Below are 25,063 nucleotides of genomic sequence, written 5' to 3'. Positions count from 1 at the left end.
CCGCGGCGCCGCCGCCATACCGCACCCGTAGAACCGCGCTCAGGCCTGTCGTCACGGGCGGACGGCCATGGCGATCGCCTGAGTGACCTCTGTGATCGCCGGCGTGGCGGTTCCGGGGAGCCGGGCCACGAGAACCCTGCGGATCTCCGGTGGCGCGCCCTGGACCCGCAGGGAAATCACGTCGGGCGAGGCAACCGGCGTCAGGCCTTCCGGAATCGTGGTGACGCCGAAACCTCCGGCGACCAAGTGCAGCTTCGTCAGCCAATCCCTTGCCGTGTGGGCGATGCGCGCTCGGCCCGGCAGGCCCGGCCAGACACCGAGCAGTGGCTCCGAGCTCGATGAGGGGCCGGCGATCCAAGGTGCGTCGACCAATTCGTCGGCGTGTACGGACGTGCGGCCCGCGAACGTGCCGGTGGCCGACGCCGCCACGAGAAGCTCGATGTCCTGAACGGCCGTGATGTGCAGGCGTGGTGACTCGCCGTCCGGTGGCCGGTGCGGTGGGCGAGAGGTGAGCACGGCAACGTCGATCGAACCGGCGCGCAGGGCTCGAGCCAAACTGGGCGTGGTGCCTTCGCGGGTGGAGACCCGAATCCGTGGCGCTGTCCTGGCGAGCCGGGCGAGGGCGGCGGGCAGGATCACCGGTCCGGCGCTGAGAACCGACCCGAGCCGCACCTGGTCCGTACCGCAAGTCTCACCGGTCAGCTCGCGCTCGGCCACGTCGACCGACTCCAAGATCGTTCGGGCATGGCGCAGCAGCGTCAGTCCGCGCTGCGTGAGCCGTACCCCGTCGGTCCGCCGCTCGAACAGCGTGGCTCCGACGCCGCGTTCGAGCGCGATCGCCTGGCGTGAGACCGCGGACTGCGTGTAGCCCAGTTGCGCGGCGGCCGCGGTGAAGCTGCCCGACTCAGCGATCTGACACAGCACCCGGAGGCTCGCACTCGACACGTCCATGCTGACTACGCATACCAGATATGTCAGATCATCGCTTCCCGCATGCCTCCGCCGTGCCTAGCGTGGTGGAGGACGAGACAGAAAGGCTTTCCATGCGAGCAGCGACACTTACCGCGTTCGGCTCCCCGCTCACGGTGCACGACGTACCCGACCCGCGAACCGGTACTGGCGAGGTACTGGTCGAGGTCCTTGCGACCTATGTGCCGCCGTACGCGGCCGAGGTGTTCAGCGGTGAACGGCGCTATCCGTTGGAACCACCTGTCATACCGGGAGTCGGCGGCATCGGCCGAGTGGTGAACGTGGGACCGGACGCGACCAAGCTGAAGAAGGGCGACCTGGTGTGGTGCGACTCGACAGTCCGCGCCCGCGACGACGCCCTGACACCGGATGTCACGCTGCAGGGCTGGAGCTCTCGTGGCGAGGGTGGCGCCAAGCTGGCCCGATACCTGCATGACGGACCATTCGCCGAACTCATGCGGGTTCCCACCGAGAACGTGTATCCCCTACCGGCGGGGACGGCAGCCGATCCCGCACGGTGGTCCGCACTGAGTGTGCACACCATTCCGTACGGAGGGCTGCTGGCCGGCCAACTCGCGGCCGGAGAGACGGTGTTGATCAGTGGGGCCACCGGTAATCTCGGCAGCAGCGCGGTTGCCGTCGCGATCGCCATGGGTGCCGGGCACGTCGTGGTCCCGGGCCGTAACCGGGCCGTCCTCGACCTGCTCGCCGACCGATTCGGCCCGCGGGTGACCCCAATCGAGCTCAGCGGAGACGAAGACACCGACCGCTCCGCCATGGCCGCGGCCACCGACGGCCCCATCGACATGGTGCTCGATCTCCTGCCGCCCCAGGCCCCCAGTTCGGTGACACGCGCGGCAGCCATGACCGTGCGCGAGTACGGACGGGTCGTGCTGATGGGCGGCGTCGGCATGCTCGGCGGCGCGGATCTCGCCCTTCCCTACCCCTGGCTCATGCGCAATTCCGTAACCGTACGCGGCCAATGGATGTATCCGCGCACGGCGAACGTCGGCATGATCCGGCTCATCGCGACGGGTGCGCTGGACCTCACCCCCGAACACCTCACCCGATTCGATCTCGACCAGGTCAACGACGCGATCACCCACGCGGCCGAACACGGCGGGCCCTTCGACCGCACCGTCCTCACGCCACTGGTCTAAACCCTCGCAAAAGCCGTGGCAGCCTACTGGTGACGGGGCCACACTGCCGTTTCGGGCAGTGTGGTTGCCGCCGTGTCCCCACTCGGCCCGAACCTCGGCTCTCTTTCGACGATCGCGCCTAAGCTCACGATTCCGCGCGGCATCGCCCGTGCCTCCGTGGTTCTATCGCAGCAGGGGTCAGTGATGAGAGCGGTCCACCGAACCGTCGTCCTCGTGTTGTCGTTGGTCGCCATCACCGCCGGATGTTCCGGCACCGACGATCTGCCACCCCTCCCGGCGCCGCCGGCCAAGAGCGCAGCCGACCGCGGTGACATCCTGGTGCCCCCGCGGGGTGTGCTCCTGGGGCACTACTACGGCACCGGGAGTATCGAGGAGACCGACGCGCGGATCGGGCGAAAGCCGGCCATCCACCTGTCGTACTACGACTGGTCGACTGATTGGGCCACGTCCGCGGCCACGCGGGCTGATCTCGCCGACGGCCGGATACCGTTGATCAACTGGGAGCCGTTCGGCGTCTCCTTCGATGACATCGTCGACGGAAAGCTGGACGGTGACATCGAGGCGCGTGCCGACAGCGCGAAGGCTCTCGGCAAGAAGGTACTGCTCGATTTCGCCGCGGAGATGAACGAGAGTGCGAGCTGGGGTGGCCACTCCCCCGACAAGTACATCGCCGCCTACCGGCGGGTCCACGATATCTTCGTGAGCCGCGGCGCAGAGAACGTCGTGTGGATCTGGTGCCCCAACAACACCGACAGCCCGAACAGCCCGCCCGCGATGTCCTACTACCCCGGCGACGGTTACGTCGATTGGACAGGCGTCGACGGATACAACTGGGGTACCTCCGAAGAAGGCTTTTCGTGGCAAAGCTTCGAAGAGGTCTTCGCCGCCGCGTACGAGCAACTCGCAGGCTTGCGAAAACCGATCATCATCGGGGAAATGGCTTCCGACGAGGTCGGCGGCAGTAAAGCACAGTGGATCAACGAGGTGGCGCCCACCTTGCGGCAGAGGTTCCCACTCATCAAAGCGGCGGTATGGTTCGATGTCGCCAAGGAGCGGCACTGGCAGGTCAACTCGTCACCGTCTTCCCTCGCGGCCTATCGAGACCTCGCGAAGGACCCATACTTCAACCCGCGCGGGTAAGAGCTCAGCGAGAATTCCTTTCCTGACAGCGAACGAACACGTTGGGCCGTGACACGTTTCACAAATCCGGTGTATACGGAAATTCTTCTCTGAACGTTCGGGCACAGACCGTCACGAGCGGCCAATCGGCTGGTAAAAATAGTCTTTCCACTCGATGCCCGCCAAGGGAACGCTGGCAACCGCCGCGATTTACTATGCGTGTTCACCTTGTCACGACTTTCGGTGGCAGTCAAGCGTCGACGCCCCAGCGCCAGCAATTCAAGGAAGGAACAGTAATGCAATCCAGCCTGCTCACCTCGAAACTCCAAGACTGCGGCTACGAACGCTATAGCCTGGGCTCGATGCTCGACACCGCCTTCACAGACGAGCCACTTCACGATCTGACAGCGCAGTTCGAACAACTCCCGGTGGATCCGTACTCGAAGAACGAAGGCCGTTACCGTCGCTATGGCCGAGGAGTCCTGCTTCCCTGGAACAACCGGTTTTACTGGATGCCCGATGCGGTCGCGGACATGCCGGACGGTTCGAGCGTCAGCTTCAACGACTACCAGCAAGGGCGGCACAACCCGGAATTCGCCGGCGTGGTGAGGCACATGCCTGGACTCACCGAAGCGATCAAGCGGAATTCCCTGCTGACCGAGCTGATCAGGTTCGACTTCGCGCGAACGACTTGGGAAGAGGCCGAACTCTGCCGGCCGTTCCAGGTGGGTGTCCATCTGCTCAAGCTCTCGGTGGACGACCCGGGTGGCCGAGCTGTCGCGTCTCCCGACATGCTGCATCAGGACGGGGAGCCTTACACGTTCGCGCACTTGATCTACCGGCGCGACGCGGAAGGTGGCGAGAACGTGATCGCGACTCCGGCGTCCGCCGGGAGCTCCCCGGACGACGTCGCGACGGAAAATGTACTGGACCGGTTCGTGCTACGCCGACCCCTGGACTCGTATGGGGTCAAGGACGATCTGGTCAGCCATTACGTAGCGCCGATCACTGTCGCGGCCGGCGCTGAGTCGGCTGAGCGCGCGGTACTGCTGATCGACTTCACTCCGATGACGCAGCGCACATGACGAAGCCGCTCGCGCTGGTCGCTCTGGTGGTGGTCGCAGCTGTCTGGGGCGGGACATTCGTCGTCGTCAAGGACGTGACGCAGCAGGTACCACCGATGGACTTCCTGGCCGTGCGGTTTCTTCTCGCGGCAGGCCTGCTGGCGCTGTGGCGTCCCCACCGCTTGCTGACGTTGAGCCGAAAGCAGTGGGGATACGGTGCCCTTTCCGGGCTTTTGCTGAGCATCGCCTACATCGCGCAGACCTTCGGCCAACAGCACACATCGGCTTCGATGTCCGGCTTCATCACTGGAATGTCCGTGGTGTTCACGCCGGTGATGGCGGGCCTGCTGCTCAGGCAACGGCTCGGAACGGCGACCTGGGTCGCCGTGATCGTCGCCACCGCCGGGCTGGGAATCATGACGATACGTGGATTCGCGATCGGTCCCGGCGAGGGACTCACCCTGCTGTGCGCGCTTTTCTTCGCGCTGCACATCGTCGCGCTGAGCAAATGGTCCACCGCCGACCGCGCCTATGCGCTGACCGTGGTGCAGCTGGGCGTGGTCGGAGTGGTTTGCCTCATCCTGGGTGCGCCGAGCGGCATCGACCTTCCGGGTGATCGGAGTTTCTGGATTCCGGTCATCGGGCTGGCGGTGGTGGCGACAGCGGGTGCCTACCTGGTCCAGACTTGGGCACAGGCCAGGCTGCCCGCGGTCGCCGCAGCGCTGGCCCTGACGATGGAGCCGGTCTTCGCCAGCTTCTTCGGCGTCCTGTTCGACAACGACGAGCTGACGATCCGCATCGTGCTCGGGGCGATCCTGGTTGTCGGCGCCATGGCGCTCACCGAGTTCCGCGCCGTCGCGCCGAGCGCGAACCCCCTCGCGGTCGAGCCGGACGCGGCATCGGACGCCGCGGAACGGCGTGACCGGGTGTAACACCGCTCGCCACTGGTGAAGGATACCCCTCCGAATTCTTGACGAGGATCAACTGTCGCGATCAGAAGCGGACAACGCGTTACCGTCAACTGGGGGCACAGCCATGGCAGTAAGCAGCTAAGGAGTTCCAGTGGCCACGAAAATCGATGCCAACGCCGTCCGCGGGGTGGCCGACAACATCCTCAAGATCATGGCCGAGCACAGGGCGACCTTCGAGGCGCTGAAACGCCATTGGCCGAATGCGGGAAAGTTTCCGCTCGCGGTGTGGCTTGAAAGGGTTGCCGATGACCGGCGCAACGCCGTTGGCGCGCACGCTGAGCACCTTGAACTCGCCTTCTTTGGCATGGGCGCGAAGCTGAAGACTCTCGCGGACAAGTTCCAGAACACCGACGGTGAAAACGCGACGGCGATCAAAAATCTGCTTTCCGGTCTTGAAAAGGAGGTTTCCGGGATGATCTCGACCTCCGACCAGAAGACCGAAGAGAAGCAGAGGAACTACTCCGGAAAGGGAACACCTTCGGACGGCGACGGCTACAATGACAATCTGAGTCAGGAAGTCCGTTAGCCCGGAACAACGAACAATGTGAATCACAATCCCAAGCCGAATGCGAACGGCTGGGTTTCGTGGACATGCCTCCAGCAGCCTGTATCCGATCTGTTCGGCAGGAGGTCGACCGCGCTGAGCCGCCCTTCGGTATCCGTACCGAAGGGCGGCTCAGCGCGTTGGACGGGTCAAGTGAGGCCATAGCCGTAGCGCGCGAAGAACACCGCCATGTCCTTGCTCGAAGCTTCGCCGTACAGATTTCGGCTCAGCTTGTCCGCCGCTCGAAGTGCGGACCGATGAGTTCCTCGCACTCAGGTGCCGGCTCAGGTTCGACCGTGTCGTCGAAGCCGCGTGGAAGCCGAGACCGGCGGCAGCCGAAACCCTCAGGCGCCGATGACATCCGAGTGCCGCCCCAGCTTCGACGTCGCCAGGCCGTACCTGGTCTGGCAACCCGCTTTGACGAACAACCTCGTCAGGTGCTTCTCGACGGTTTTCTCGCTGATCCGGACCGCGCGGGCGATCTGCCTGTTGGTCCGTCCGGTACGCACCAGCGCGAGAATGCCGAGCTCGGTCTCCGACAAGGGTTCGCGACCGACTGGCCCGGCAGCCGCCGTGTCCCTGTCGTTTTCGCGCCGCGGTTCCGTGGGGACCTGGCCCAGTTCGGCGAGCACCCGCTCAGTGGAGGTGGCCCCCGCTTCGCCGCTTACCAGCGTCCGCACTGCCTCAGGGAGCGCGGAGAAGCGCGGTGTTCCCTTGCGGGCGAACCATTTTTCCGCCGCTTCGACGACCTCGTCGTATCGAGAGACGTCGCGGTCGCGGTGAGCAAGGCGGGCGAGCCGCAGAAACAGCCGCGACGCACCCAGCTCGTCGCCGGAATCGCGGTGAGTCCGCAGCGCCCGCCAACCGAGTTGGAACGCGTCCTGACCTTCTCCTGTTTCGTAGAGGGCGCCGACCTCGACCCAGGCCCGCAGCAGCGGAAGGTCGCCGTTCGTGGGAACCGTGGCCAGCCACCCGGCAGCGCTGCCTGCTTCGCCCTGCTTGGCGCAGGCCTCCGCCGCGAGCAGCCGAGTGTGCTCGCGCACCAGAATATCGACCGTTGGGTGTGCTTCGAGTTCTTCCACCGCGTCCAGCACCTCCGCCCAAAGACCTTTCGCGTGGGCGGTCCTCGCCCGGTGGTGCGCGGCCAGCGGACCGGCGTGCGGGGTCTGATAGTCCCGGCCCAGCACCGCACGGAACAGGGGCACGAGGTCGCGAACGGCGCAGGCTTCGGCGAGTTCGTCTTCCGGCAGCCTGCAACGCCTGCCCGGCGCGGGCGCCGCGAAGCTGACCTGCCGCCAGATCGGCAGCAGGGAAAGCTCCACGTCCTCCGGTACTATCCGCCTGCCGTCGAACCAGCGGTCGGCGAACCCCACCGTCGCCTCGTCACTCACCAGCATGTCCCTGACGGGTACCGATACCGGACGCCCGAGATGCACGGCGGCAAGGACCGCCGCCACGGCGAGTTCGGCGCGCTCGCCCGCTCCCGGCTCGCCGGCCAGTGCCTCGTGGGTGAAGGTCTCCAACCTCGGGTAATCGGCGGTGCGGACCAGGTGACGGAACAGTTCGGTCTGGCTCTCCGCTCGGTCGGCCGTCCGGCGGGTGTGCCACCAGATCGCATGAAGGTGCGTGGCGCGCTCGGTCGAGTCGGCGGTGAGCGCGCACTCGGCGGACCGCAGCACGCCGACGTGGTCCGCGTCGGGCGGCATTTCACCGCCTGCCGCGGCGATGTGGCCGGCGAGCGGTTGCCGATGCGGGCCGGTCACCTTGCCACTACCCAGCATGCCTTCGGCGACACGGCGATGCAGCCGCCGGACATCGAGTCCACTATGGACCATGGAGGAGCCGATACCGGGTACTCGGCACCGGATACGCCCGTCCGGAGCGCTGTCCAGCAACCCGGCCCTGATGAGCGTGTCGGCCGCGCGGCCCGCTTCCTTCCCCTCCTGGTCACCGTCTTCGAGATGACGGACCTCGTCGAGGAGCACCCCTGGAGGACTCGCCGCGAGCGCGACCAGACGCTTGCCGACCTCCCCGAAGCCCTCGATCAAGTCGGAGAAGGGATGGCCGTCCGGCACCGCGATGGGGCATTCCTCGTCTCGCAAATGGACGAGACCATCGACGACCTCGAGCCGCTCGTCGCGGCGCAGGCCACTCACCGTCGAAAGGATCGCCGCGGGATGCCCCCACAGCGGTCCCAGCGCATGCTGGACCGCCTGCGCCAGCGCGGGCGCGACTCGCGCACCGGCCGCCCGCCGCAGCAAGGCCGTAGAGTCGTCCGGCGAGAGCGGGCCCAGCTCGAGCGTGCGGCACTGTGTCCCGCGGAACGGATCTGAACGGCCTGGCGGCGGCGTGCGACACGACGCGATGACCGTGTGGCCGGCGCGGTGCATCGGCGCCACGGCGAGCGCGGGATCCGGAAGATGGTCGGCGCCGTCGAGCAGGACCGTCACCGGCGCGATGGTTTCGAGCCGGGTGAACAGCGTGCTCATCGCGTGCAACAAGCAGAAGCGCGACCACGGATCGGCGTAGGCCTCTTCCGTGCACGACCCGCCCACGCGCTCCAAGGACTCCGGCAACCTCGAATCGGTTTCGAACTGCTCGTACTGCTCGCGGATCGCCGCGAGCACCGGCCGGAAGCCGAACAGGTCCCACTCGGGCCGCTCGGCGGGGAACGACACGCTGAGCACGGGTGTGCCGCTCGCGGCGAGTGTCCGGCGCACTTCGTCCAGCAGGGCCGACTTGCCACTGCCCGGCGGCCCGGACACCACGGTCAGGCCCGCGGCACGACGGTCCGCGACGATGGACGCGAGTTCCGCTTTCCGTCCCACCAGTCCGCCACGTCGTCGCGACATTTCGCAACCCCTCCGGCCTCGGCATTTGTGGATATCGCCGATTCCAACAAGGACGACTCAATGATTTCTTTATCGGTCCCGCGGGCCGGTGTTTCCGGGCAGACGCGATGAACGGACGCACCCGCCCGGAAAGCGCTCACGCTCAACGACCGAGCGTGGCACGTGCTGCCACCACCGCCTCGACGAGTGCGTCGACATGTTCGCGGCGAGTGGTGTGGTTGTTGATCGCCACCCGCAGATAGACCTCGTCATTCGGGCGACAGACCGTGAGGTGGAAGTCACCGCGCCGGATCAGCTCACGGTGCAGTGCCGTGTTGTAATCGTCGCTGTCAGCCCCCGGGGGCGGAGTCGCCCGGAAACAGCAGATGGGAAGCACAGGGTCGGCGAAGAGTTCCAGACCGTCTGTCGCGAGCACCCGCTCGGCGAGCCGGGCCGCGACGTCGAGATTGCCCATGAGCAGGCGCTCGTAGCCGTCTCGGCCCAGGTGCCGCAGTGCCAGCCACAACCCGAGTGACTTCCACGGGCGAGCGCCCTCCGGGCCGAGGTGGACGAAGTCGGTACGACTGTCATGGCTCCAGTAGTGTGCTTGGTCGGAGAAGCTGCCCGAAAGCCGATCCGGGTCGCGGACCAGCAGGCATCCCAGCCCGTACGGCAGGAACAGCCACTTGTGGGGATCCAAGGTCACCGAATCCGCCAGCGAGAGACCGTTGAACCGCGCCCTGGTCCGCGCGAGATCGGCGAAGACGGCCGCAGCCGCACCGTCGATGTGGAACCACATGCCGTGCTCGGCCGCGATCGCGGCCAGTTCGGTCAGCGGATCGATCGCGCCGGTGGCGGTCGCGCCCGCCATGCCGACGACCGCGACCGGCCGGTGCCCGGCGCGCCGATCGTCGCGTATCCGCTCGAGCAGGGTGCCGACGAGAATTCGCCCGGCCCGATCGGTCGGGACGAGCCGGAGCGAGCGTCTGCCCAGGCCCAGCATGTCCATCGCCCGGGAAAGGGAGTAATGCGCCTCGGCCGAGGCATACACCGTGGCGCGGGGGCCGTCACCGCTGATGCCCCTCTCCCGCACTTCTTCCCCGAGCACGGCGTCTCTCGCCAGCTTCAACGCCGAAATGTTAGCCAGCGTCCCACCCGAGGTGAAGATTCCCGCGGGCAGTGCCGAACCCACCGCGCCCCGGTACCCGATGAAGTCGGCCACCCAGGCAAGGGTCCGCACTTCCATCGCGGTCGCGGCCGGGCCCATCCGCCATGCCGCCGGGCTCTGGTTGAGCAGGGAGGCGATGCTGTCCCCGAGGACGGCCACCGGCAGCGGACGCGGGTGGAAATAGCCGAAGTAGTGCGGATGCGCACCGTTGAGATAGCCGCGGTCCAACACATTCGAGATGATCTCGTCCAGCAGTCCCGGCAAGGGCGTGCCCACTGCGGGCACGGGTCCGGGCACCCGTGAACTCTCATAGAAGCTGTCGTCGTCGGTGAGGACCGGCCGGGCGTTTGGCGTGCGCTGCGTGTCGACCAGCGTGCTGAGGTAAGGACGCACGGCCTCGATGAGATTCTCCCAGTCCACCGCGGACGCGGGTGAAGGTCGGTCCATCATCAACCCTGCTGCTGGCGCGGGACGAGGCCCGGTGAGGTGAGCCGCTTGCCGGCCTCGTCGGTGAGCTGTGACCGGATCCGCCAGAGGTCCGGGTAGAACTGCCGTGTGGTCAGTTTCGCCATGACCTCGATCGACGTTCCGGCCAGCCCGATCGCTTCGGCTCCGATGGTGCGCTCGATGACCTTGAGGTGCCTTGTGCGCCACAGCATGCAGTCGGAGTCGAGATCGACAAGGCCTTCAGTGAGCTGGTAGAGATCTTCGAAACGGCTGTGGTGGACGTAAATCTCACGTAGCGAGACACCCCGCCTGCTCAGCAGCGCGAAGAACTCCGTGCCCAGCAGGCGGGCGACTTTCCGGGTCGCCGACCAGCCGGGCGAGGAGAAACCCGAGCCGTCTTCCAGCTGCGTGCGGATGTGCTGATACGACCACGGCGGGATGTGATCGAGTACATCGAGCTGCCCGATCAGGTGCCCCAGACAGGAATGTGCCCGGCGGAGGTGGCGGATCGCGGACAATGTCGAGCCGGTCCTGGTCGAGACCACAGCGGACTCGAGTTCGTGGGTCAGCAGCTTCAGCCACAGCTCCGACGACTGCTGGACGACAAGGAAGATCATTTCGTCGGGGTGGACGAGCTCACCTGACCGCTGCAGGCTCAACAGCCGATCCGTCTGCAGATATCGCTCATACGCCGTGGACACCTGCCCGTCTTCGACCGGCGTCATGTTCGCTCCTCCGGGAATCGGCGCCCCGCGGCGACCCGGGGCAGGGCCGATCAGGCTTCTGGCGCCACGCTAAAGAGCCCTGAACTGGCCGGGCAAGGCGTGTTCCACCTGAGGGAACGACTTCGGAAACCGATTTCCGCCGTCCGGCAAAGGATACGCGGCTACGACGACGAACCGGGGACTCCGGCGCGGCCACACCCGTGGATCACACGGTCGGCAACGGCCTTGCCTGGTGGAGCCGACCACGCGCCCGATCGGTGACCGGCTGCGCCACACCATCCACCATCAGGAACAGCTTGTCCGCCGGAGACGAATGCGCCATCGGAAGAAACGGATTGAGCGCCGGACACCGTGGAACCAGGATCCGGCATTCCCGTAACGCCAGCGAACTCAGGCAGAGACGTATGCACGACAACCTCCCCCAATTTCCAGGAGAAGAGCGTGACATCCCTGCCATCAAGCCCCGTCAAAACCGGCAAGCCACTCAGCAGCAACGGCCACCTACCACAGTTGCAACGGCTCAGAACAGCCAAAACGGAGAGACAACGATCAAGTGTCACTAAAGGCCGCGCACCATCACAAGCAGACCCAGAAAAGACAGGTGCGAACTGGCAACAACATTGCCCTCATGTGGCATCGTATTACCCACAAACACGTGGTATTGACGCACCTCTGCGAGCTTCTCACCGCTCGATCCGGCGGGTGAGGACGGCTATCCAGACACCAAGATCGCTCCACCTTCGATCTTTAAGCTGCGAAGTGGCTGGGGTTGGGCGTCTTGTCTGTGGCGACCCGTGTAGTCCCGGTGAGGGCGGCAAGTTCCTCGACGACGGCGTACAGGCTGGCTGGGTCCCAGATCAGTCCGCCGTGGCTGGTAGTGACCTCGTGGTGGCGGGCCGCGGGATCAAGGCAACTCCGCCAGTCGACGATGCGATCGTCTCGAGAGTAGATCGACAGGAACGGCACCGTGTGAGGAAACGGGCCGGTGAGGTCGGCTCGTAGTCGCGCGCAACACGCGCCCCACAGGCAGCCAGGGCGCAGCAGGCCCGGCGCACCGATAGCGCCGACGGCACCCAGTGCGGCGATGTGGGCCTTGAGGAGCGGATGCACGGCAAGCATCCGTGTCAGCGGAGAGCCCAGAGTGATCAGGCCACGCAGCAGTTCGGGTCGGCGGACCGCGACAGCGCGGGCGAACTGCCCACCCCGGCTGTGCGCGATCACCACGACTGGGGTCGAGGCGGACTCGACCAAGTCCGCCAGGGCGCCCTCGACCATGCTGGTGGTGGCTTCGCCGCAGCCGACGCCGAACCGGACGGGAGCCACCCGCACCCGGCACTCGAGCCGCCTCAGCAGCTCCTGAAGTGGGGATAGCAGCGTCGGGGTGCTGCCCATGCCGCCGACCAGCAGCACCGGCAGCCCGGCCACCTCCAATGGCGGGATGTCCCACAGGGGATGCCGCTCGACCTCGCGCCGTTGACGGAAGGCCTGCGCCTCGTGCCACAACGGGACCCGTAGCGCGGCCGCCAACCGGGAGAACACGCTTGTGCCCACCGCCGCACTGATCTGCGATGAGCACGGCACCATGATGTTTCGCGTCACCATGCTTGCCTCCTCGACGTCGACTGCCCGATCTGCGTCACACCGACTGGAAACTCTTCATCGGGACACCCACAGCAACAGTGACAGGTTCGCCCCCATCGCAAAACGCAGCAAGCGACGAGGTGCGCAAACGTGAGGCGACCCTGCACCAATGTCACATTCGTGACGACACGCCACCGCAGCGGTCTCGGACGGACGACCTTCGCACCGGAGTCCACACTGAAGTACCGACGGTCGCGCGGAATAGAGCGCCGCCTTGTGGAGAGCAAAGACAACGTACTCGCGTGGAGCGCGGGAAGACGGCTCGCCGAACAATTCCCGCCGCCAGGACACCGGCCCTTGCTACGACACCTTCAACCGGTTCGAAACGGTGCTGCTAGAGCGCCGCCCGAGCACGCCTCACCAATACGGTGCGCTGGTCGCCGTGCGGTCCACGGACCGTAACAAAAGAGCCGGCTCCCGGCTGCTCGACCACCACCATCGAATCCTCGACGAGCGCGGTCAAGACGTGTACGGCGAAGCCTCGAGCAAGGAACTGGTAGGTTTCTTCGCCCGGCACGGTTACAGCAAGCTCGGACAGCCAGTCACTCTCGACAGACAAGACCTGGTCCAGCCGATCTGGCGCGAAGCCCGCCGCACCGACTGACCATGACAGAGCACTCGTACACCGTCGGCGCCGATGGCGAACTGACCTGGACACGGCAAAGAACCACGGACAAGCCGAGGAACATAATCTCGAACCTGCACAAGGCGTCACTGTCCTCTTTGGAGGAACTCGCGCCCCGATGACCGATCGCGGCGAACGGACGAGGACGGTCGCGTCACCGTCCCCGCCCGTTTGTCACGCCACGCTGCTCGCCTGCTGCTCGGCGATCCAGTCCCGGTACACCGTCACGTCGGTCCAGATGCCCAGACCGCTGGCGCACTTCGGGTCCGCGTCACCGTCGCGGCTGGTGGCGCCCACCAGTTCCCACTCGCCCGGCCTGCCCTTGATCTGCGGTCCGCCCGAGTCGCCGTAGCAGCCCATCGCGTCCGGCGTGTCGGAACCGGTGCAGATCTCCTTGCCCGTGGCCAGATTTCGGCAATCCTCCCCCGGCCTGACCTTGGTGTCCAGCTCCTGGAGGATCTCCGGCACCCCGCAGTTCTCGTCGGCGCAGTGCTCACCCCAGCCGAGGATCCGGGTCGCCGTCCCCGTGCCGCCCACCGCCCCGGCGATCTTGATCGGCTTCTCGGTCACGGGTTTGTCCAACCGCACCAACGCGATGTCCCCGCCCGGCGGGTTATGCCCGGCGAAGTCGGGGTGCACGATGATCCGGCTGACGCCGGTCTCGGTGCCCCCGCTGTTGTGCTTTCGCGCCCCGATCCTGGTCCTGATCTCCCCCGGCTGCGCTTTCCTCACGCAATGCGCCGCGGTCACCACCCAGTTCTCGCTGATCAGCGAACCGCCGCAGAAATGGTTCCCGCCCTGTTGCAGCGACACCATGAACGAGTAGTCCTCGGTCGCGTCGTGCCCGCCGATGACGAAGGGCGTCGGCCCATCGGCTGCCGAGGCGACCCCCGGGATCAGCATCGCTCCCGCCGCGGCCAGCCCGACCGCCAAAGTCCCTGTTTTGCGAAGCATTGTCGCGACCTCCCCGCAGACGACGACTTACTACGTTCATCACACTATAGGGCGAAGATCATGACCGGATCGGCTCAGCGGCCGGGTCGATATCGGCCGAATAGTCGACCCGGCGTGACCGCTCCGCACGACTCGGTGTCCCCTTGCAGTCCGCCGCGACGGGCTTGCCACCGGCATCGGCGCCGACCGCGCCGTCGGGGAGAAAGTCGTGGCCGTCCGGACGCCGGGTCGCCGCGTCCAACCGGGCGTTCCTCCGCCGTGCTCCTTGATGTCACCGGCCCCGCCCAGGAAGGCGGCTTCGCCCATCGGGCGGATGGTCTCCCAGATGACGTCGCCGTGGAGGCGGCACGCTCATGCCGTCTCGCGTCGCTCGGAACCCTGCCGCAGGTAGTCCGCGACCGCCTTGGAGACGAGTAGCGGCTCGGCCGTGCGCCTGCCACCGAAGGCCACGTAGTTCGCGATGATCCCACGTCCGCCCATCGGCGCGTTGCCGTTCTCGGTCTGCAGCAACGTGGTGTCGAGGCACACCTCGTGACGCTTGGCGAGCAGTTCGACGGTCTCCGGAAGGTCGCCATACACCATCGCGCCCATCGCGCGTTCGTCGAAGAAGGGCGAGGAGAGGACGGCGTGCAACTCCTCCTGACCGGTGTACCGCAGCACGTTGAAGATCGGCGCGAACAGCTCCTCGAAGTTGGTCTTGACCCCGGCGAGGTCCCGGCTGAGCACGGTCGGTTCCAGGTGCCGCCCGCCGACGTCGACGCGCCCGCCGCGCACGATGTGCGCCGCGTTGCCGTGCAGGTATTCCAGCGCGTAGCCGAACGCCTGCTCGTAGTGCATCGGGCCGTAGTCGGCGTCCGGGTCGTCGTTGGCGCCGAACTTCAGCTCGTCGATCCGCTTGGCCGGCAGGGAGTGGAACTCCTCGCTGACCGATTCGTGCACGAAGAAGACGTCCGGGCCGAAGCAGTCCTGGCCCGAGTTCAGCAGGCGGATGTCCACGGCGTCGCGGGCGGCCAGGTCGATGTCCGCGCCCGGCCCGACGATCAGCGGGTTGATGCCCTGTCCGAAGTAGACGAACAGCTGGGCACCGGCGATCCGGGTCCGGATCTTCTCCGCGTTGGCGTTGGTGCCGGTGAACACGACGAGGTCGGCTTCGGCGACCGGGCCGGAGACGAACTCGCGCTGTGTGCTGACGGAAAGCTGGATCGGCAGTCCGTGCACGGCCGACAGCAGTTCGTGCAGGCGGCCCAGCGCGCCGCGGATGTGGCTGGATGGCCGGAAGACCACGTTCTCGCTGTACAGGCTGGGGATCAGCAGGTACAGCACGCAGGCGTAGTGCGGGATGTTGGACGGCATGAACACGGCCGTCCAGTGGGCGAGAACTCCGTTTCGACCGGCTCGCGCAAGGCTTTCATGTCGACCTTTCCGGTGCGGTCCGATTGAATGGTCCGCGAGATTCTGGACAGCGTGACTGAGCCCGTTTCCTGACACAGGGAAGGAGCGGAGGCGGAGACCTGGATCGCGAGCCGTGCGTCAGCCGCGCCGCGCCCCGGCCAGGAATCGTTCAATGGTGGCCTGGACCTGGTCCAGAGCGTCCCGTTCCTCATACTCGCGTTGGATCCGGCACGCGGTCCGCCGGTAGGCAGGGTCACCGAGGACGGCGTCCACCGCGTTCTTGAGGTCCTCCGGCGCCGGGTGGCCCGTCCGCAGGTTGACGCCGGCACCCGCCCACTCGACCCTGGCGGTCACATCGGGTTTGTCTTCGGTCTGTCCGGCGACGATGAGTGGCACCCCCGAGGAGAGCGCGGTGTGCACCCCGCCGAAGCCGCCGTTGCTGATCATCACGTCGGTGAACGGCAGGACCGCGCGGTAGGGCAGGTAAGACGCGACCCTGGCGTTCGCGGGAACCACGAGCGATCGCGGGACGGGCCTGCCGCCCAGCGTCACGACGACCAGCGCGTCCTCTCTTTCCAGAGCCGTCATGGCGGGTGTGATCAGCTGGTCGAGATCGCTGTTGTTCACTGTCCCCTGTGTCACGAAGATGACCCGCTCGGCCTGCTCGACGTCAACCCACCAGTCCGGTGGGGTGAACTCGCCGACCGTGTCGGGAACGCGCCCGATGAACCGGATGTGCTCGGGCATCCCCGCACGGGGATATTCGAGAGCGGGCGGTCCCATTTGAAGGGTGGCCTGTGGCAGCAGGGAATGCCCGTCCCAATAGAATGGCGCTTTTCTCGTGGCGCCGAGTTCGGCGAGGGTTCGGTCGAGTATCTCCTGAACCGGAATGTACTTCTGGTACTCCGCTTCGTAGAGACGCTTGTTTCGCTGAATTCCTTTCGCGGAGGTGTCCGGCAACATGCCGAGACCGTACGGCGCGGTGTCCTCACTGCCCAGAGCGAGAACGGAAACACCCAGGCCGATCACCCCGGCAGGCCGGATACCAGGGGCACCGAGCAGAGTGGGCCACGTGCCGTGGAAGAAGACTTCGTGGGCGACGACCGTGTCGGCAGGGTCTCCCTCAGCGAGGATGTCCTGCAGTGCCGTGAACTGGTCGGGAATCGGCGGGATGAAGATGTCTTTCGCGGCGAAGTCGTTGTTGTCACCGGATTCGCCGGCCCGCACGAACGCGGGGAAGAGCTCGGGCACGTTGTTCCCGTCGAAGTCCGCCACACCGGGCAAGGCCCGGAAGCGGGCTCCGGTCGGTTCGATGTGATCACGCATGACCCTGCCACTGAGAAAGGTTACGTCGTACCCGAGTTCGACCAGGCCGCGGCAGATCGGCAACAGCGGGAGCGTATGCCCCAGCAGAGGAGTGGACGCCATGATCACTCTACTCATCGTCAGCTCCAGATCGCCTCGGCCGCCGGTTTCCGCGAGGTGGCCTTCACCATCATCGAGTTCGCCATCCGTCAGCGCAACATCACGCGTTTCCAGGCAGGTCGCCGATCGAGATTCAAGGCACTTTCGGATAATCATCTTGACCTTAAGTGCATATCAATTTTCCGCCCTTGCCGCGGTCTGACGGATCACGAAGTATCAGATCCCTGCGGGCACGCGAATTCTCGACGGGCGGGTAATGATGGCGATCACCAGCTCCGACTATCTCCTCGAGCCGCCTCGGACCTCTTTGCTGGGATTGACGTTGCCAGGCCTGCTCGCGGCCAGGGCCGCGAGTGCGCCTGCCGCGCTCGCGGCGACGACCGGCGATCGGCACTGGACGTTCCGGCAATGGCAAGTGGAAACCGACACGCTCGTGGCTGGGCTGCAGCGGCGCGGCGTGCGTCCTGGTTCCGTGGTGGCGGCCCGGCTGCCCAACAGCTGGGAGTTCCTGACCCTGCATACGGCCGTGGCCGCGGCCGGGGCGGTACTGGTGCCACTGCACACCGCATACGGGAAGGCCGAGGTCGACTCGTTGCTCGACCGGGTGACTCCGGAACTGTTCGTCGACCAGCAGGTCTGGTCGCAAGTGCTGGCTGACGGGCAGGGTTGCTCAGCGCGCCCGGTCGAAGTCGACCCGAGCTCGCCGCTCTTGGTCGTGCCTTCCTCCGGTACCACGTCCAATCGGCCGAAGTTGTGCTTGCACAGCCATGACGGCCTGCTGTCCAACGCCGCCGCGGTCGCGGCCGACGCGTCGGTGGACGGCTCGGACGTCGTGCTCAGCGCCGGCGCTTTCAGCCATCTGTTCGGGCTCAGCGCACTGCACGTGAGCCTGGTGGTGGGCGCCGGGCAAGCACTGCTTCCGGCATGGGACGTAGCCCATTTCGCCACGCTGGCCGCAGCCGCCGGCGCCACCGCGCTGTACGCCGTCCCAGCCCAGGTGGCCGACCTGATCACCAGGCAGGCCGAACTGGCGCAGGTGCGCCTGCGAAGCGTGCGCACCGCGGGTGCGGCGACGCCGCCGAAGCTGCGCGACGATGTCCGCCGGACGCTCGGAGCCGAGTTGATCGTGCAATGGGGCATGTCCGAGGTCGGCGCCGGCACGTTCACCCGCACGGAGGACCCCGACGTGTCTGGCTATGTAGGCAAGCCGATCGACGGTGCTCAGGTGCGTGTCGTCGAAGGCGAGCTGCAGTTCCGAGGCTCGTCGCTGTTCCACGGCTACCTCGGCGAGCCGGAGATCACCGAGGTGGCCATCACCGCGGACGGCTGGCTGCGCACCGGTGACCTCGCCCGGCTGGAGCCGGACGGCGGCGTGGTCTGTCTGGGCCGGTCGAGCGAGCTCATCAACGTGGGCGGGCGCAAGTTCGCCGTCCGCGAGGTGGAGGACCTGCTGGCGGAACTGGATCTGGGGCGCATCGCCGTGGTGGGCAAGGCCGACGACCGGCTGGGTGAGTACCCATGCCTGGTCGTGGAACAGCCCGGCGTCGAACTCGACGACGTCGCCGGCGCCCTGCGCGCCGCGGGTCTGGCCGAGTACAAGATCCCGCTCGAAGTGGTCACCGTGGACGAGATTCCGACCACGCCGACGGGGAAGCTGCGCCGCAAGCTGCTCGCGAACCTGATCGCCACCACCCCGGACAATGCCTCCCGCCCGGCTCCGGTGCCGGATCCGCTGACACTCGTTCGCACCTGCGCCGCGCGCGTACTCGGCAGGACCGACCTCATCGCACCCGGCACGACGTTTCACGACTACGGATTCGATTCCGCCGACGCGATCCGGTTCAGCATCGAGTTGAGCAGGGCAGGCGGCAGGTCGCTGCCGACCAGCGTCGCGTTCGACCACCCGACGCCACTGGCGCTGGCGAACCGGCTGCGCGTGGGCGAGCGGTCGGAACTGCCCGAGGATTTCGAGCAGGTCTACCGCCTTTTGACGGACACGAATCCGACGGCCGCCGCCTCGCTGCTGCTGGCCGCGGCGCGGCTGCGGGAGGTCTTCACCGAGGACGAAGCGGCGACGTCTGAGGTGCAGTGTCTCGCCGAAGGGCCGGACTCGCCCATGGTGATCTGCTTCCCGCCCATTCTTCCCCTCAGCGCTCCCACCGACTATGCGGAGTTCGCCGAAGAACTGGCCGGAGCCCACACCGTGTACGCGCTCGAGAACCCCGGCTACACGGTGGGACAGCGGCTGCCCGCCGACCTCGCCGCGCTGGCGGCGGCTCACGAGAGAGCGGTCACCGGCCTGGTGGACGGCGGCCGTCCGTATGTCTTGTGCGGACATTCCTCCGGCGGATGGATCGCCCAGCTGGTCGCCACGCGTCTGGGCGAACGGCCTCCCGTGGGCGTGGTGCTGCTCGACTCGCCTTGGCCTGCTCCCGAGGTCTTCCGTGAAGAGTTCCCCGTGGTGCTGAACATCGCCGTCGACCGGGAACGGTCGCTGGGTGTCAGCGCGGTGGGCATGACGAGGTTGAGTGCGACGGGCAGCTACCTGCGACTGCTGCGTGAGTGGGCCTCGCCCGCCCTCTCGGTGCCGATCCTCTACGTATCGGCCGAAGACTCGCCTTTCGACTGGTCACCGGCACAGCCACATTCCCGCACCGTGGTACCGGGCCACCACATGACAATGCTCCGGCCTGCCGCGAGAGCGATCTCGGATTGGCTCGGTCGTCAGCCGAACCAGGGAGTGCCCGTCGGGCGCGTGCCGACCGCGACCTGTGCCCCAGCAGGCGACTGAGGTTCAGGCGATGGATGCGACGAGGGCGACGCCGAGGCCGACGAGTACCGCTCCGAACACTCTGTTCATGAAAGGTTTCAGCCGACTGTAAAACGATTGGACAGCGGCAGTCGAAAAGATCACGGCAACGAAAGAATGCCAGCACAGCGAAGACACGACGATAGCCAGTGTCGCGGCCACGCGGAGCGCTGAGGACGCCGATGGCGGCACCAGTGTGGTGAGCACGCTGCCGAAGAAGATCACTCCCTTGGGGTTACTCAGCACCGTGACCATACCTGTCAGATAAGTGCGCTGAGGCGAGGCGCCCTGCTCCTTATTGAACTCTGTCACGCCCCTGCGCGCGCCGCGCCACAATTTGACACCCAGATACGCGAGGTAAAGCCCGCCCGCCGCGTGCAGCACGACGTCGAACACCGGCGACCGTCCCAGCAGAGCGGCTGTTCCGAGTGCTCCCAGGCTGGCCAGCACCAGTGTGCCGGTGGTCATTCCGAGGGCCGCGCTGAGGGCAATTCGTCGCGGGCTCGTTGAGGCGATACTGGTCAAGTAGACGAAGTTCGGCCCGGGCGTCATGGTGGCCGCCAGATACACGAAGGTCACCGAGAACAAGGTGGCCGACGTCGAGGTGTTCATGCCCGCCCCGGAGTGTGCCGGCCACGAGGCGGGACCGGCGCGTCCGGGTCGAGGTCGGCGACGACGAGATCGTCGCGTCCGGCGCGGCCCCGAAGGACCTCTTCGGGCGGGAAGAATCCATACCGCGAGACGAGCACGAAGTCGCACCCTGCCTCGTCCGCGGCCAGCGCGTCCTGCCGCGTGTCGCCGAGCAGTACGGCCTCGCCAGGCGCCACGCCCGAGGTTGCCAGGATCTGCTCGATACGCCGGGCCTTGGGCTCTTCGCCCCCGAGAACCGAGTGGAAGGCGGCTCCGAGGCCGGCATGCTTGAGAACGGCGTTCGCCTCCGCAGTGAGTGTGCCGGTGGCCACGTGAAGCGGGACTCCGCGGGTTGACAGGCGAATGACCAATCGGTCCGCGTGGGCGCATAGCGGCGCCCTTGGGTAGGAGGTGGCCAACAGGTTCGCGTAGATGCCGGCGTATGTCAGGTAGAACTCCTCGGCGTTTGCCTCGGCGAGCCCGTGCCGGATGCTTCGGGAGTGGAACCACGAGAAGTGCTCCCGCCGTGATCGGCCGAAGGTGCGGCGGAACTCCTCAACGAACTCGCCGACAAGTTCTTCGGGAAAGGCGGCGAACGTCGCGCGTATGCACTGCGCTTTCATTTCGTTGGAGTCAACGAGAACCCCATCGAGATCGAATATGACGACAGCATGGGCGGCCAGTACATCCTGCAGGCTGTCAGTCACGAATGGACCCAAGCGCGTAATCCAGCGTATCGACGGTGAAGCGGTGCGCCGCCGAACCGGCCAAGAAAGCCATCGCCCGCAATTTCTCTTCGGGCCCGAGGGTAGCGTTCCGCTCGATCCGCTGGACGTATGTGGGGTGTATCCGGTGAAGCCCCGCGAGGACGTACAGTCCGCTCGCACCCCAGCGGTAGTCCTCCATGAGAGGGTGGAAGTGGCGGACGATCAGGTCCAGCAGCGGCTGCAGCTCGTCCGGGCCTGATCCGAGCAGAACCAGGAGCTGTTCGGTGCGAGTGTTGCCCGCGCCGCGCCCCATCCCGTGCACCGTCCCATCCACCCATCGCGCACCTGTTTCAATGGCGACCTGAGTGTTGTGCAGCGCGAGGCCCTGATTGTCGTGGGCATGGATGCCGACCGGTGCGGCTTGCCCAGCGCAGAAGGCACTGACGAGCTCGATCGTGCGTGCTGGGGTCAATGAACCGAGTGAGTCGGCAAGGTAAAGAGCCTCCAGCGACCCCATGTCGCGGGTCGCAGCCAGGCACTGGACGACTTCCCGGGTCGAGGCGAGGTCGATCTGCATGAGGTTCAGACAGACGCGGAAACCGGCGTCTCGGACAGCGGCGACCGCCTCGGCTACAGCTGCCATTTTGTCGTACCGCACAGCGATCCGCACCACGTCCACGGGGAGCGCTCCAGTGGCGAGCTTTTCGGCGAGTCTACGACCTGCCTCTGCCCCAGGCACGCACGCAAAGTCCTCCGCGTCGACCATCGCCGCGAAGCGCAGTCGGTGGTCTGTGGGGAGCGCGGTACGCAGATTCGCGGTGAGCCCCTTGGGCAGCTGTCCATATGGCCCCGCCCGATTCGCAGTGAACCGCACGTAGCCCAGCTCGACCACGTCGATCCCGAGGCGCGGGCAAACAGCCAAGTACTCCTCGACCAGGGAGCGACCAAATTCCCAATTGGTGTGATAGCCACCGTCGCGCAGAGTACAGTCCACAATGGTCAGTGACTCTCGCGACATCTCAGTCACTTCCCCTCCATGTCAGGGAGCAGTCCGGTGAAGGTTGTCACCGGAGCTCCTCGGCGGTCGCCAAGAGATCTGTGTAGGTGCGATAGGTCTCGGCCCACGTCTCGTCGTCCACGACGTGCCGGCTGGGCCCGCGGACGTGCGTGGAACGGATCAGCCCGCGCTCTTTGAGAAAGCGCTTGGCCAGGGCCAGGTAATGGTCAGTGCTGTTCAGCATGTGACACATGAGGTAGGCGAGCGGATGGCCAAGACGTTCCGCATCCCGGCGTCGGCCCTCGTGAAGCAGCCGCCACAGCGTCACCGTGATCTCGGCGATCTCGGTGGCCGGGATCACGCCCGCCAGGCCGCGCCGGTGGCTGTCGAGGAGCATCATGCCGCCATCGCCCTCGAAGATCCGTGCCCGGCCGGCGGTGGCGTCGCGCAGGGCACTCACCCTGGGTGGCGTTGGCTGCGCCTCGGGCTTGAACATCACCCGCTCCTCGCCGTACCGCTCCAGCAGGCGCACCTGCGCGTTGATGGTGAGGGGCCGCTTGGCGAGATTCGGGGCGTGGAAAACCAGCACCGGGATGTCCACAGCCTCGATTACCTGGCTGTAGTAGTCGACCATGCCGTCGTCGTCGAGGGCGACGGTCGCCGGATGCATCACGAGGAGCGCGTCAACCCCGGCGTTCTGGGCGTGCCGGGAGTACTCCACAGCCGCTTCAGGACTTTCTGCCCCTGTACTCATCACTGAGACGCCCCGCCCCTGAGTGGCCATGCCGCACAGTTCCGCGACGCGCAGACGTTCGGTGTGGGTCAGCCGGAGCACCTCGGATACCTGGCCCACGACGAATCCGTCGCAGCCCACGTCGAGATTGTGTGCGGCCTGAGCGAGAAAGTCGTCCTCATCGACCGCGGAACCGTCCTCGGTGAAGGGCATCAGGAGAACGGGTAGCACCCCTGCGACCTTCTGGATGCTCTGGACAGCCCTGTCAGGCAACTCGACCGCCATATCGGACATTTGACCTCTCAAAGTATTTCCGCTCTGGCACGAGACGTCGCAGCAGCATCGAAATGCGCTGCGCCAGAGGTACGATGACCGGTCAAGTGTTCGACAGCGGACACCGAGAGGTCAATGATCGCGCTGGTAATGTGCACCTTCCACCAAAGAGAAAGAACAAAAGCCCGTGTAGTTGATGCAAAGTCAAGAAATGAAAACCTGCTACCCCAAGGGTTCGGCACCTGATCACCAGATTCATCGCCCGGGGTCGCCGACGCTGCCCAGTACTCCAGTCACAGTTCGTGACGATCATGGTTCGTGGGTCGACTATCACTGGTACTGGCCTTGTTACCCGGATACTTCAAAGCGGCGTGACGTCACGGACGGCTTCTACCGAACCGGCGACATCATGGCCGAGGCCGGACCGGACGAGTTGGCCTGGGTCACAGGACAGTAATTCAGAATAAACCCAGGCCCCGGGGAGCGAAGGCAATTTTACCCTTTCGTTCATTTCCTTTGGACGAACGCTCACGCGGGGCCGACACGACTGGTCATCCGTTCGGGAAAACCGGGCAGGTTTCAGCCAGGGGCGTTGCGAGTGCCTCGGCATTGGGGGAGGTTCCAGCCGGCGGCTGCCGGCCATGAGCGACAAGAAGGAACCGATGACCACCACCGAACGGGCGCTGACGGTCAGCGAGACGGCCTTCATCCTCGCGGGGTTCGGCCCGGTCGTGGTCCGCACCTCGTTCACCGGGCATTTCGAGCCGGTGGTGCTCGAAAGCGCGTGGCAGCGGCTCAGCCACGAGTACCCGCTGTTGCGCTGCGGGATTCTCGGAGGCCCAGACGGTTTCCGGCTCGCACTGCGAGACAGCATGCCGAAGGTGGCCAAGGGCGCTGACACGTTCGAGTACGACATCGCTCAACGTCACGAGGACGGTGCGATCAGCCGGTTGTCGCTGTACGAAACGGCTGACACGACGGAACTGACACTCGCCGTCGACCATGCCGTTTCCGACGGGCGCCTGGTGCACATACTGACGCGCACTCTTCTCGACATCTACGGCGCCTTACTGCGCGGCGAAGTCCCGCGGTCCGCACCGCGCCCGGTGTTCGAACCTGGGTTGGAAGAACGCTTCTACGGGCACTACCCGCACGGATGGCCGGAGCCTGCCGGTGTGCCCGGAGAGACAATGGTTCTTTCCGGCAGTGCCGCCACCCCCTCGTCCGGCTTCGGAGTACACCACATCGAATTCGATCCCGGACCGACGGCCGAGGTCGTCGCACTGGCCCGCGCGAGCCGGATCTCGGTCACGGATCTGTTGTGCGGAGCCGTGTCCACCGCGGTGCGAGCACGGCTTCGGGCAACCAGCGACCCCCAGCCTGCGACCTTGTGCATCCCGGTGGATCTGCGCGAACGGCTTGTCCCGCCGATAGAACCGGACGCCCAGCTCTGCGGCGCACTGCCTTGCCTGGTCACCGTCCCGGTCACCACGGACGACCTGCCTGCCGACGTCGGGTCGCGCGTGGCCGAAAGCCTGCGCATGGCTCTCGAACGGGACGAACCACAACGCGCCCTGCTGGCGCAGTGCGTCGCACCCGCGCCCCCGCCGCCCATGACGTTCATGGTGTCGAACATCGGTGTCGCGGAGGATCCCGTGCTGCCCGACGGCCTGCGCCTCACCGGCAGCCGCGTCGCCGCCACACTGCACGGCCCGGTGCCCGCCATGTTCGCGGCCACGGTGAGCGGGCGGCTCATGCTCGATGTGGTCTACGACCGCGCTTTCCACGATCCGGTGGAGATCGGCGCGGTCGTGTCTTCGGTCGAGGCCGCGCTGCGCTCACGCGTGAGCAGCTGACGAGGCGGCGACTACGCCACTCG

The 25,063-nt window shown here is 66.3% G+C and carries 21 protein-coding genes; 8 read left to right on the top strand and 13 right to left on the bottom strand.

Annotated features, from left to right (window positions below; all coding sequences use genetic code 11):
- Positions 1-51: 51 nt before the first annotated feature.
- Positions 52-951: a LysR family transcriptional regulator gene (locus SD37_RS09910; RefSeq protein WP_044851414.1), complete on the bottom strand. Its 900-nt coding sequence runs from the start codon at positions 949-951 to the stop codon at positions 52-54.
- A gap of 62 nt (positions 952-1,013) precedes the next feature.
- Here SD37_RS09910 and SD37_RS09905 point away from each other — a divergent pair, with 62 nt between their 5' ends.
- From SD37_RS09905 to SD37_RS09885, 5 genes are all read left to right on the top strand, one after another.
- Positions 1,014-2,129 carry an alcohol dehydrogenase catalytic domain-containing protein gene (locus SD37_RS09905; protein ID WP_472239611.1) on the top strand — a complete coding sequence of 372 codons (1,116 nt, stop codon included), beginning with the start codon at positions 1,014-1,016 and terminating at the stop codon, positions 2,127-2,129.
- A gap of 72 nt (positions 2,130-2,201) precedes the next feature.
- Positions 2,202-3,269 (top strand): glycoside hydrolase family 26 protein, encoded by a 1,068-nt coding sequence (locus SD37_RS09900; RefSeq protein ID WP_236725305.1) that lies wholly within the window; start codon positions 2,202-2,204, stop codon positions 3,267-3,269.
- A 275-nt stretch (positions 3,270-3,544) separates the two neighbouring features.
- The gene (locus SD37_RS09895) at positions 3,545-4,333 is read left to right on the top strand and encodes a 2OG-Fe dioxygenase family protein (protein WP_044851412.1); all 789 of its coding nucleotides are present in this window, start codon (positions 3,545-3,547) and stop codon (positions 4,331-4,333) included.
- Positions 4,330-5,244 (top strand): DMT family transporter, encoded by a 915-nt coding sequence (locus SD37_RS09890; protein WP_044851411.1) that lies wholly within the window; start codon positions 4,330-4,332, stop codon positions 5,242-5,244. Before SD37_RS09895 ends, SD37_RS09890 begins: the two co-directional genes overlap by 4 nt.
- 130 nt (positions 5,245-5,374) lie before the next feature.
- Complete coding sequence (locus tag SD37_RS09885) at positions 5,375-5,809, top strand: hypothetical protein (RefSeq protein WP_044851410.1); 435 nt, start codon at positions 5,375-5,377, stop codon at positions 5,807-5,809.
- Between the two features lie 362 nt (positions 5,810-6,171).
- On the opposite strand, the gene SD37_RS09880 is transcribed toward SD37_RS09885, so the two are convergent.
- The 4 genes from SD37_RS09880 to SD37_RS09865 form a co-directional block, all read right to left on the bottom strand.
- Complete coding sequence (locus tag SD37_RS09880; protein ID WP_236725304.1) at positions 6,172-8,679, bottom strand: helix-turn-helix transcriptional regulator; 2,508 nt, start codon at positions 8,677-8,679, stop codon at positions 6,172-6,174.
- A gap of 142 nt (positions 8,680-8,821) precedes the next feature.
- Complete coding sequence (locus tag SD37_RS09875; protein WP_083254916.1) at positions 8,822-10,276, bottom strand: pyridoxal phosphate-dependent decarboxylase family protein; 1,455 nt, start codon at positions 10,274-10,276, stop codon at positions 8,822-8,824.
- On the bottom strand, positions 10,276-10,998 hold the full coding sequence (locus SD37_RS09870; RefSeq protein ID WP_044851408.1) for a tryptophan 2,3-dioxygenase family protein: 723 nt from the start codon (positions 10,996-10,998) through the stop codon (positions 10,276-10,278). The genes SD37_RS09875 and SD37_RS09870 overlap by 1 nt, the downstream gene beginning before the upstream one ends.
- Before the next feature lie 747 nt (positions 10,999-11,745).
- Entirely contained in the window at positions 11,746-12,600 is an 855-nt protein-coding gene (locus tag SD37_RS09865) for an alpha/beta fold hydrolase (protein ID WP_052674927.1), read from the bottom strand.
- A 421-nt stretch (positions 12,601-13,021) separates the two neighbouring features.
- Between SD37_RS09865 and SD37_RS09860 the strand changes: the two genes are divergently transcribed.
- Entirely contained in the window at positions 13,022-13,243 is a 222-nt protein-coding gene (locus tag SD37_RS09860) for a hypothetical protein (protein ID WP_065912782.1), read from the top strand.
- Between the two features lie 195 nt (positions 13,244-13,438).
- Here the strand turns inward: SD37_RS09860 and SD37_RS09855 are convergent, their stop codons facing one another.
- The 4 genes from SD37_RS09855 to SD37_RS09840 all read right to left on the bottom strand — a co-directional run bounded on the left by SD37_RS09855 (position 13,439) and on the right by SD37_RS09840 (position 17,053).
- Entirely contained in the window at positions 13,439-14,218 is a 780-nt protein-coding gene (locus SD37_RS09855; protein WP_083254915.1) for a S1 family peptidase, read from the bottom strand.
- A gap of 58 nt (positions 14,219-14,276) precedes the next feature.
- A complete protein-coding gene (locus SD37_RS09850) occupies positions 14,277-14,459 on the bottom strand; it encodes a hypothetical protein (protein ID WP_044851407.1) in 183 nt (60 codons plus the stop codon).
- Between the two features lie 110 nt (positions 14,460-14,569).
- Positions 14,570-15,571, bottom strand: a complete 1,002-nt coding sequence (locus SD37_RS09845) for an aldehyde dehydrogenase family protein (RefSeq protein ID WP_145926569.1) — start codon at positions 15,569-15,571, stop codon at positions 14,570-14,572.
- A 177-nt stretch (positions 15,572-15,748) separates the two neighbouring features.
- Complete coding sequence (locus tag SD37_RS09840) at positions 15,749-17,053, bottom strand: nucleotide disphospho-sugar-binding domain-containing protein (RefSeq protein ID WP_044851406.1); 1,305 nt, start codon at positions 17,051-17,053, stop codon at positions 15,749-15,751.
- A gap of 241 nt (positions 17,054-17,294) precedes the next feature.
- Here SD37_RS09840 and SD37_RS09835 point away from each other — a divergent pair, with 241 nt between their 5' ends.
- On the top strand, positions 17,295-19,826 hold the full coding sequence (locus SD37_RS09835; protein WP_167369623.1) for an alpha/beta fold hydrolase: 2,532 nt from the start codon (positions 17,295-17,297) through the stop codon (positions 19,824-19,826).
- A gap of 3 nt (positions 19,827-19,829) precedes the next feature.
- On the opposite strand, the gene SD37_RS09830 is transcribed toward SD37_RS09835, so the two are convergent.
- The 4 genes from SD37_RS09830 to SD37_RS09815 are packed head-to-tail and all read right to left on the bottom strand — an operon-like array spanning position 19,830 to position 23,196.
- Positions 19,830-20,456, bottom strand: a complete 627-nt coding sequence (locus SD37_RS09830) for a LysE family translocator (RefSeq protein ID WP_044851405.1) — start codon at positions 20,454-20,456, stop codon at positions 19,830-19,832.
- A complete protein-coding gene (locus SD37_RS09825; protein WP_044851404.1) occupies positions 20,453-21,181 on the bottom strand; it encodes an HAD family hydrolase in 729 nt (242 codons plus the stop codon). Before SD37_RS09825 ends, SD37_RS09830 begins: the two co-directional genes overlap by 4 nt.
- Complete coding sequence (locus SD37_RS09820; protein ID WP_236725451.1) at positions 21,174-22,199, bottom strand: beta/alpha barrel domain-containing protein; 1,026 nt, start codon at positions 22,197-22,199, stop codon at positions 21,174-21,176. The genes SD37_RS09825 and SD37_RS09820 overlap by 8 nt, the downstream gene beginning before the upstream one ends.
- Positions 22,200-22,245: 46 nt before the next feature.
- Positions 22,246-23,196 carry a dihydrodipicolinate synthase family protein gene (locus SD37_RS09815; RefSeq protein ID WP_044851445.1) on the bottom strand — a complete coding sequence of 317 codons (951 nt, stop codon included), beginning with the start codon at positions 23,194-23,196 and terminating at the stop codon, positions 22,246-22,248.
- Positions 23,197-23,846: 650 nt separating this feature from the next.
- Here SD37_RS09815 and SD37_RS09810 point away from each other — a divergent pair.
- Positions 23,847-25,040 carry a phthiocerol/phthiodiolone dimycocerosyl transferase family protein gene (locus SD37_RS09810; protein ID WP_044851444.1) on the top strand — a complete coding sequence of 398 codons (1,194 nt, stop codon included), beginning with the start codon at positions 23,847-23,849 and terminating at the stop codon, positions 25,038-25,040.
- Positions 25,041-25,063 lie beyond the last annotated feature (23 nt).

The sequence above is a fragment of the Amycolatopsis orientalis genome (assembly GCF_000943515.2).
GTDB classification, from domain to species: Bacteria; Actinomycetota; Actinomycetes; order Mycobacteriales; family Pseudonocardiaceae; genus Amycolatopsis; species Amycolatopsis orientalis.
This window is presented reverse-complemented; position numbering and strand designations above follow the sequence as displayed.

Excerpts from the sequence above, each read along its gene's own strand:
- SD37_RS09910 (WP_044851414.1), bottom strand. The coding sequence starts at position 951 with ATGGACGTGTCGAGTGCGAGCCTCCGGGTGCTGTGTCAGATCGCTGAG.
- SD37_RS09895 (WP_044851412.1), top strand. The coding sequence starts at position 3,545 with ATGCAATCCAGCCTGCTCACCTCGAAACTCCAAGACTGCGGCTACGAA.
- SD37_RS09890 (WP_044851411.1), top strand. The coding sequence starts at position 4,330 with ATGACGAAGCCGCTCGCGCTGGTCGCTCTGGTGGTGGTCGCAGCTGTC.
- SD37_RS09880 (WP_236725304.1), bottom strand. The coding sequence starts at position 8,679 with ATGTCGCGACGACGTGGCGGACTGGTGGGACGGAAAGCGGAACTCGCG.
- SD37_RS09875 (WP_083254916.1), bottom strand. The coding sequence starts at position 10,276 with ATGATGGACCGACCTTCACCCGCGTCCGCGGTGGACTGGGAGAATCTC.
- SD37_RS09870 (WP_044851408.1), bottom strand. The coding sequence starts at position 10,998 with ATGACGCCGGTCGAAGACGGGCAGGTGTCCACGGCGTATGAGCGATAT.
- SD37_RS09865 (WP_052674927.1), bottom strand. The coding sequence starts at position 12,600 with ATGGTGACGCGAAACATCATGGTGCCGTGCTCATCGCAGATCAGTGCG.
- SD37_RS09855 (WP_083254915.1), bottom strand. The coding sequence starts at position 14,218 with ATGCTTCGCAAAACAGGGACTTTGGCGGTCGGGCTGGCCGCGGCGGGA.
- SD37_RS09845 (WP_145926569.1), bottom strand. The coding sequence starts at position 15,571 with ATGCCGTCCAACATCCCGCACTACGCCTGCGTGCTGTACCTGCTGATC.
- SD37_RS09840 (WP_044851406.1), bottom strand. The coding sequence starts at position 17,053 with ATGAGTAGAGTGATCATGGCGTCCACTCCTCTGCTGGGGCATACGCTC.
- SD37_RS09835 (WP_167369623.1), top strand. The coding sequence starts at position 17,295 with ATGGCGATCACCAGCTCCGACTATCTCCTCGAGCCGCCTCGGACCTCT.
- SD37_RS09830 (WP_044851405.1), bottom strand. The coding sequence starts at position 20,456 with ATGAACACCTCGACGTCGGCCACCTTGTTCTCGGTGACCTTCGTGTAT.
- SD37_RS09820 (WP_236725451.1), bottom strand. The coding sequence starts at position 22,199 with ATGTCGCGAGAGTCACTGACCATTGTGGACTGTACTCTGCGCGACGGT.
- SD37_RS09815 (WP_044851445.1), bottom strand. The coding sequence starts at position 23,196 with ATGGCGGTCGAGTTGCCTGACAGGGCTGTCCAGAGCATCCAGAAGGTC.
- SD37_RS09810 (WP_044851444.1), top strand. The coding sequence starts at position 23,847 with ATGACCACCACCGAACGGGCGCTGACGGTCAGCGAGACGGCCTTCATC.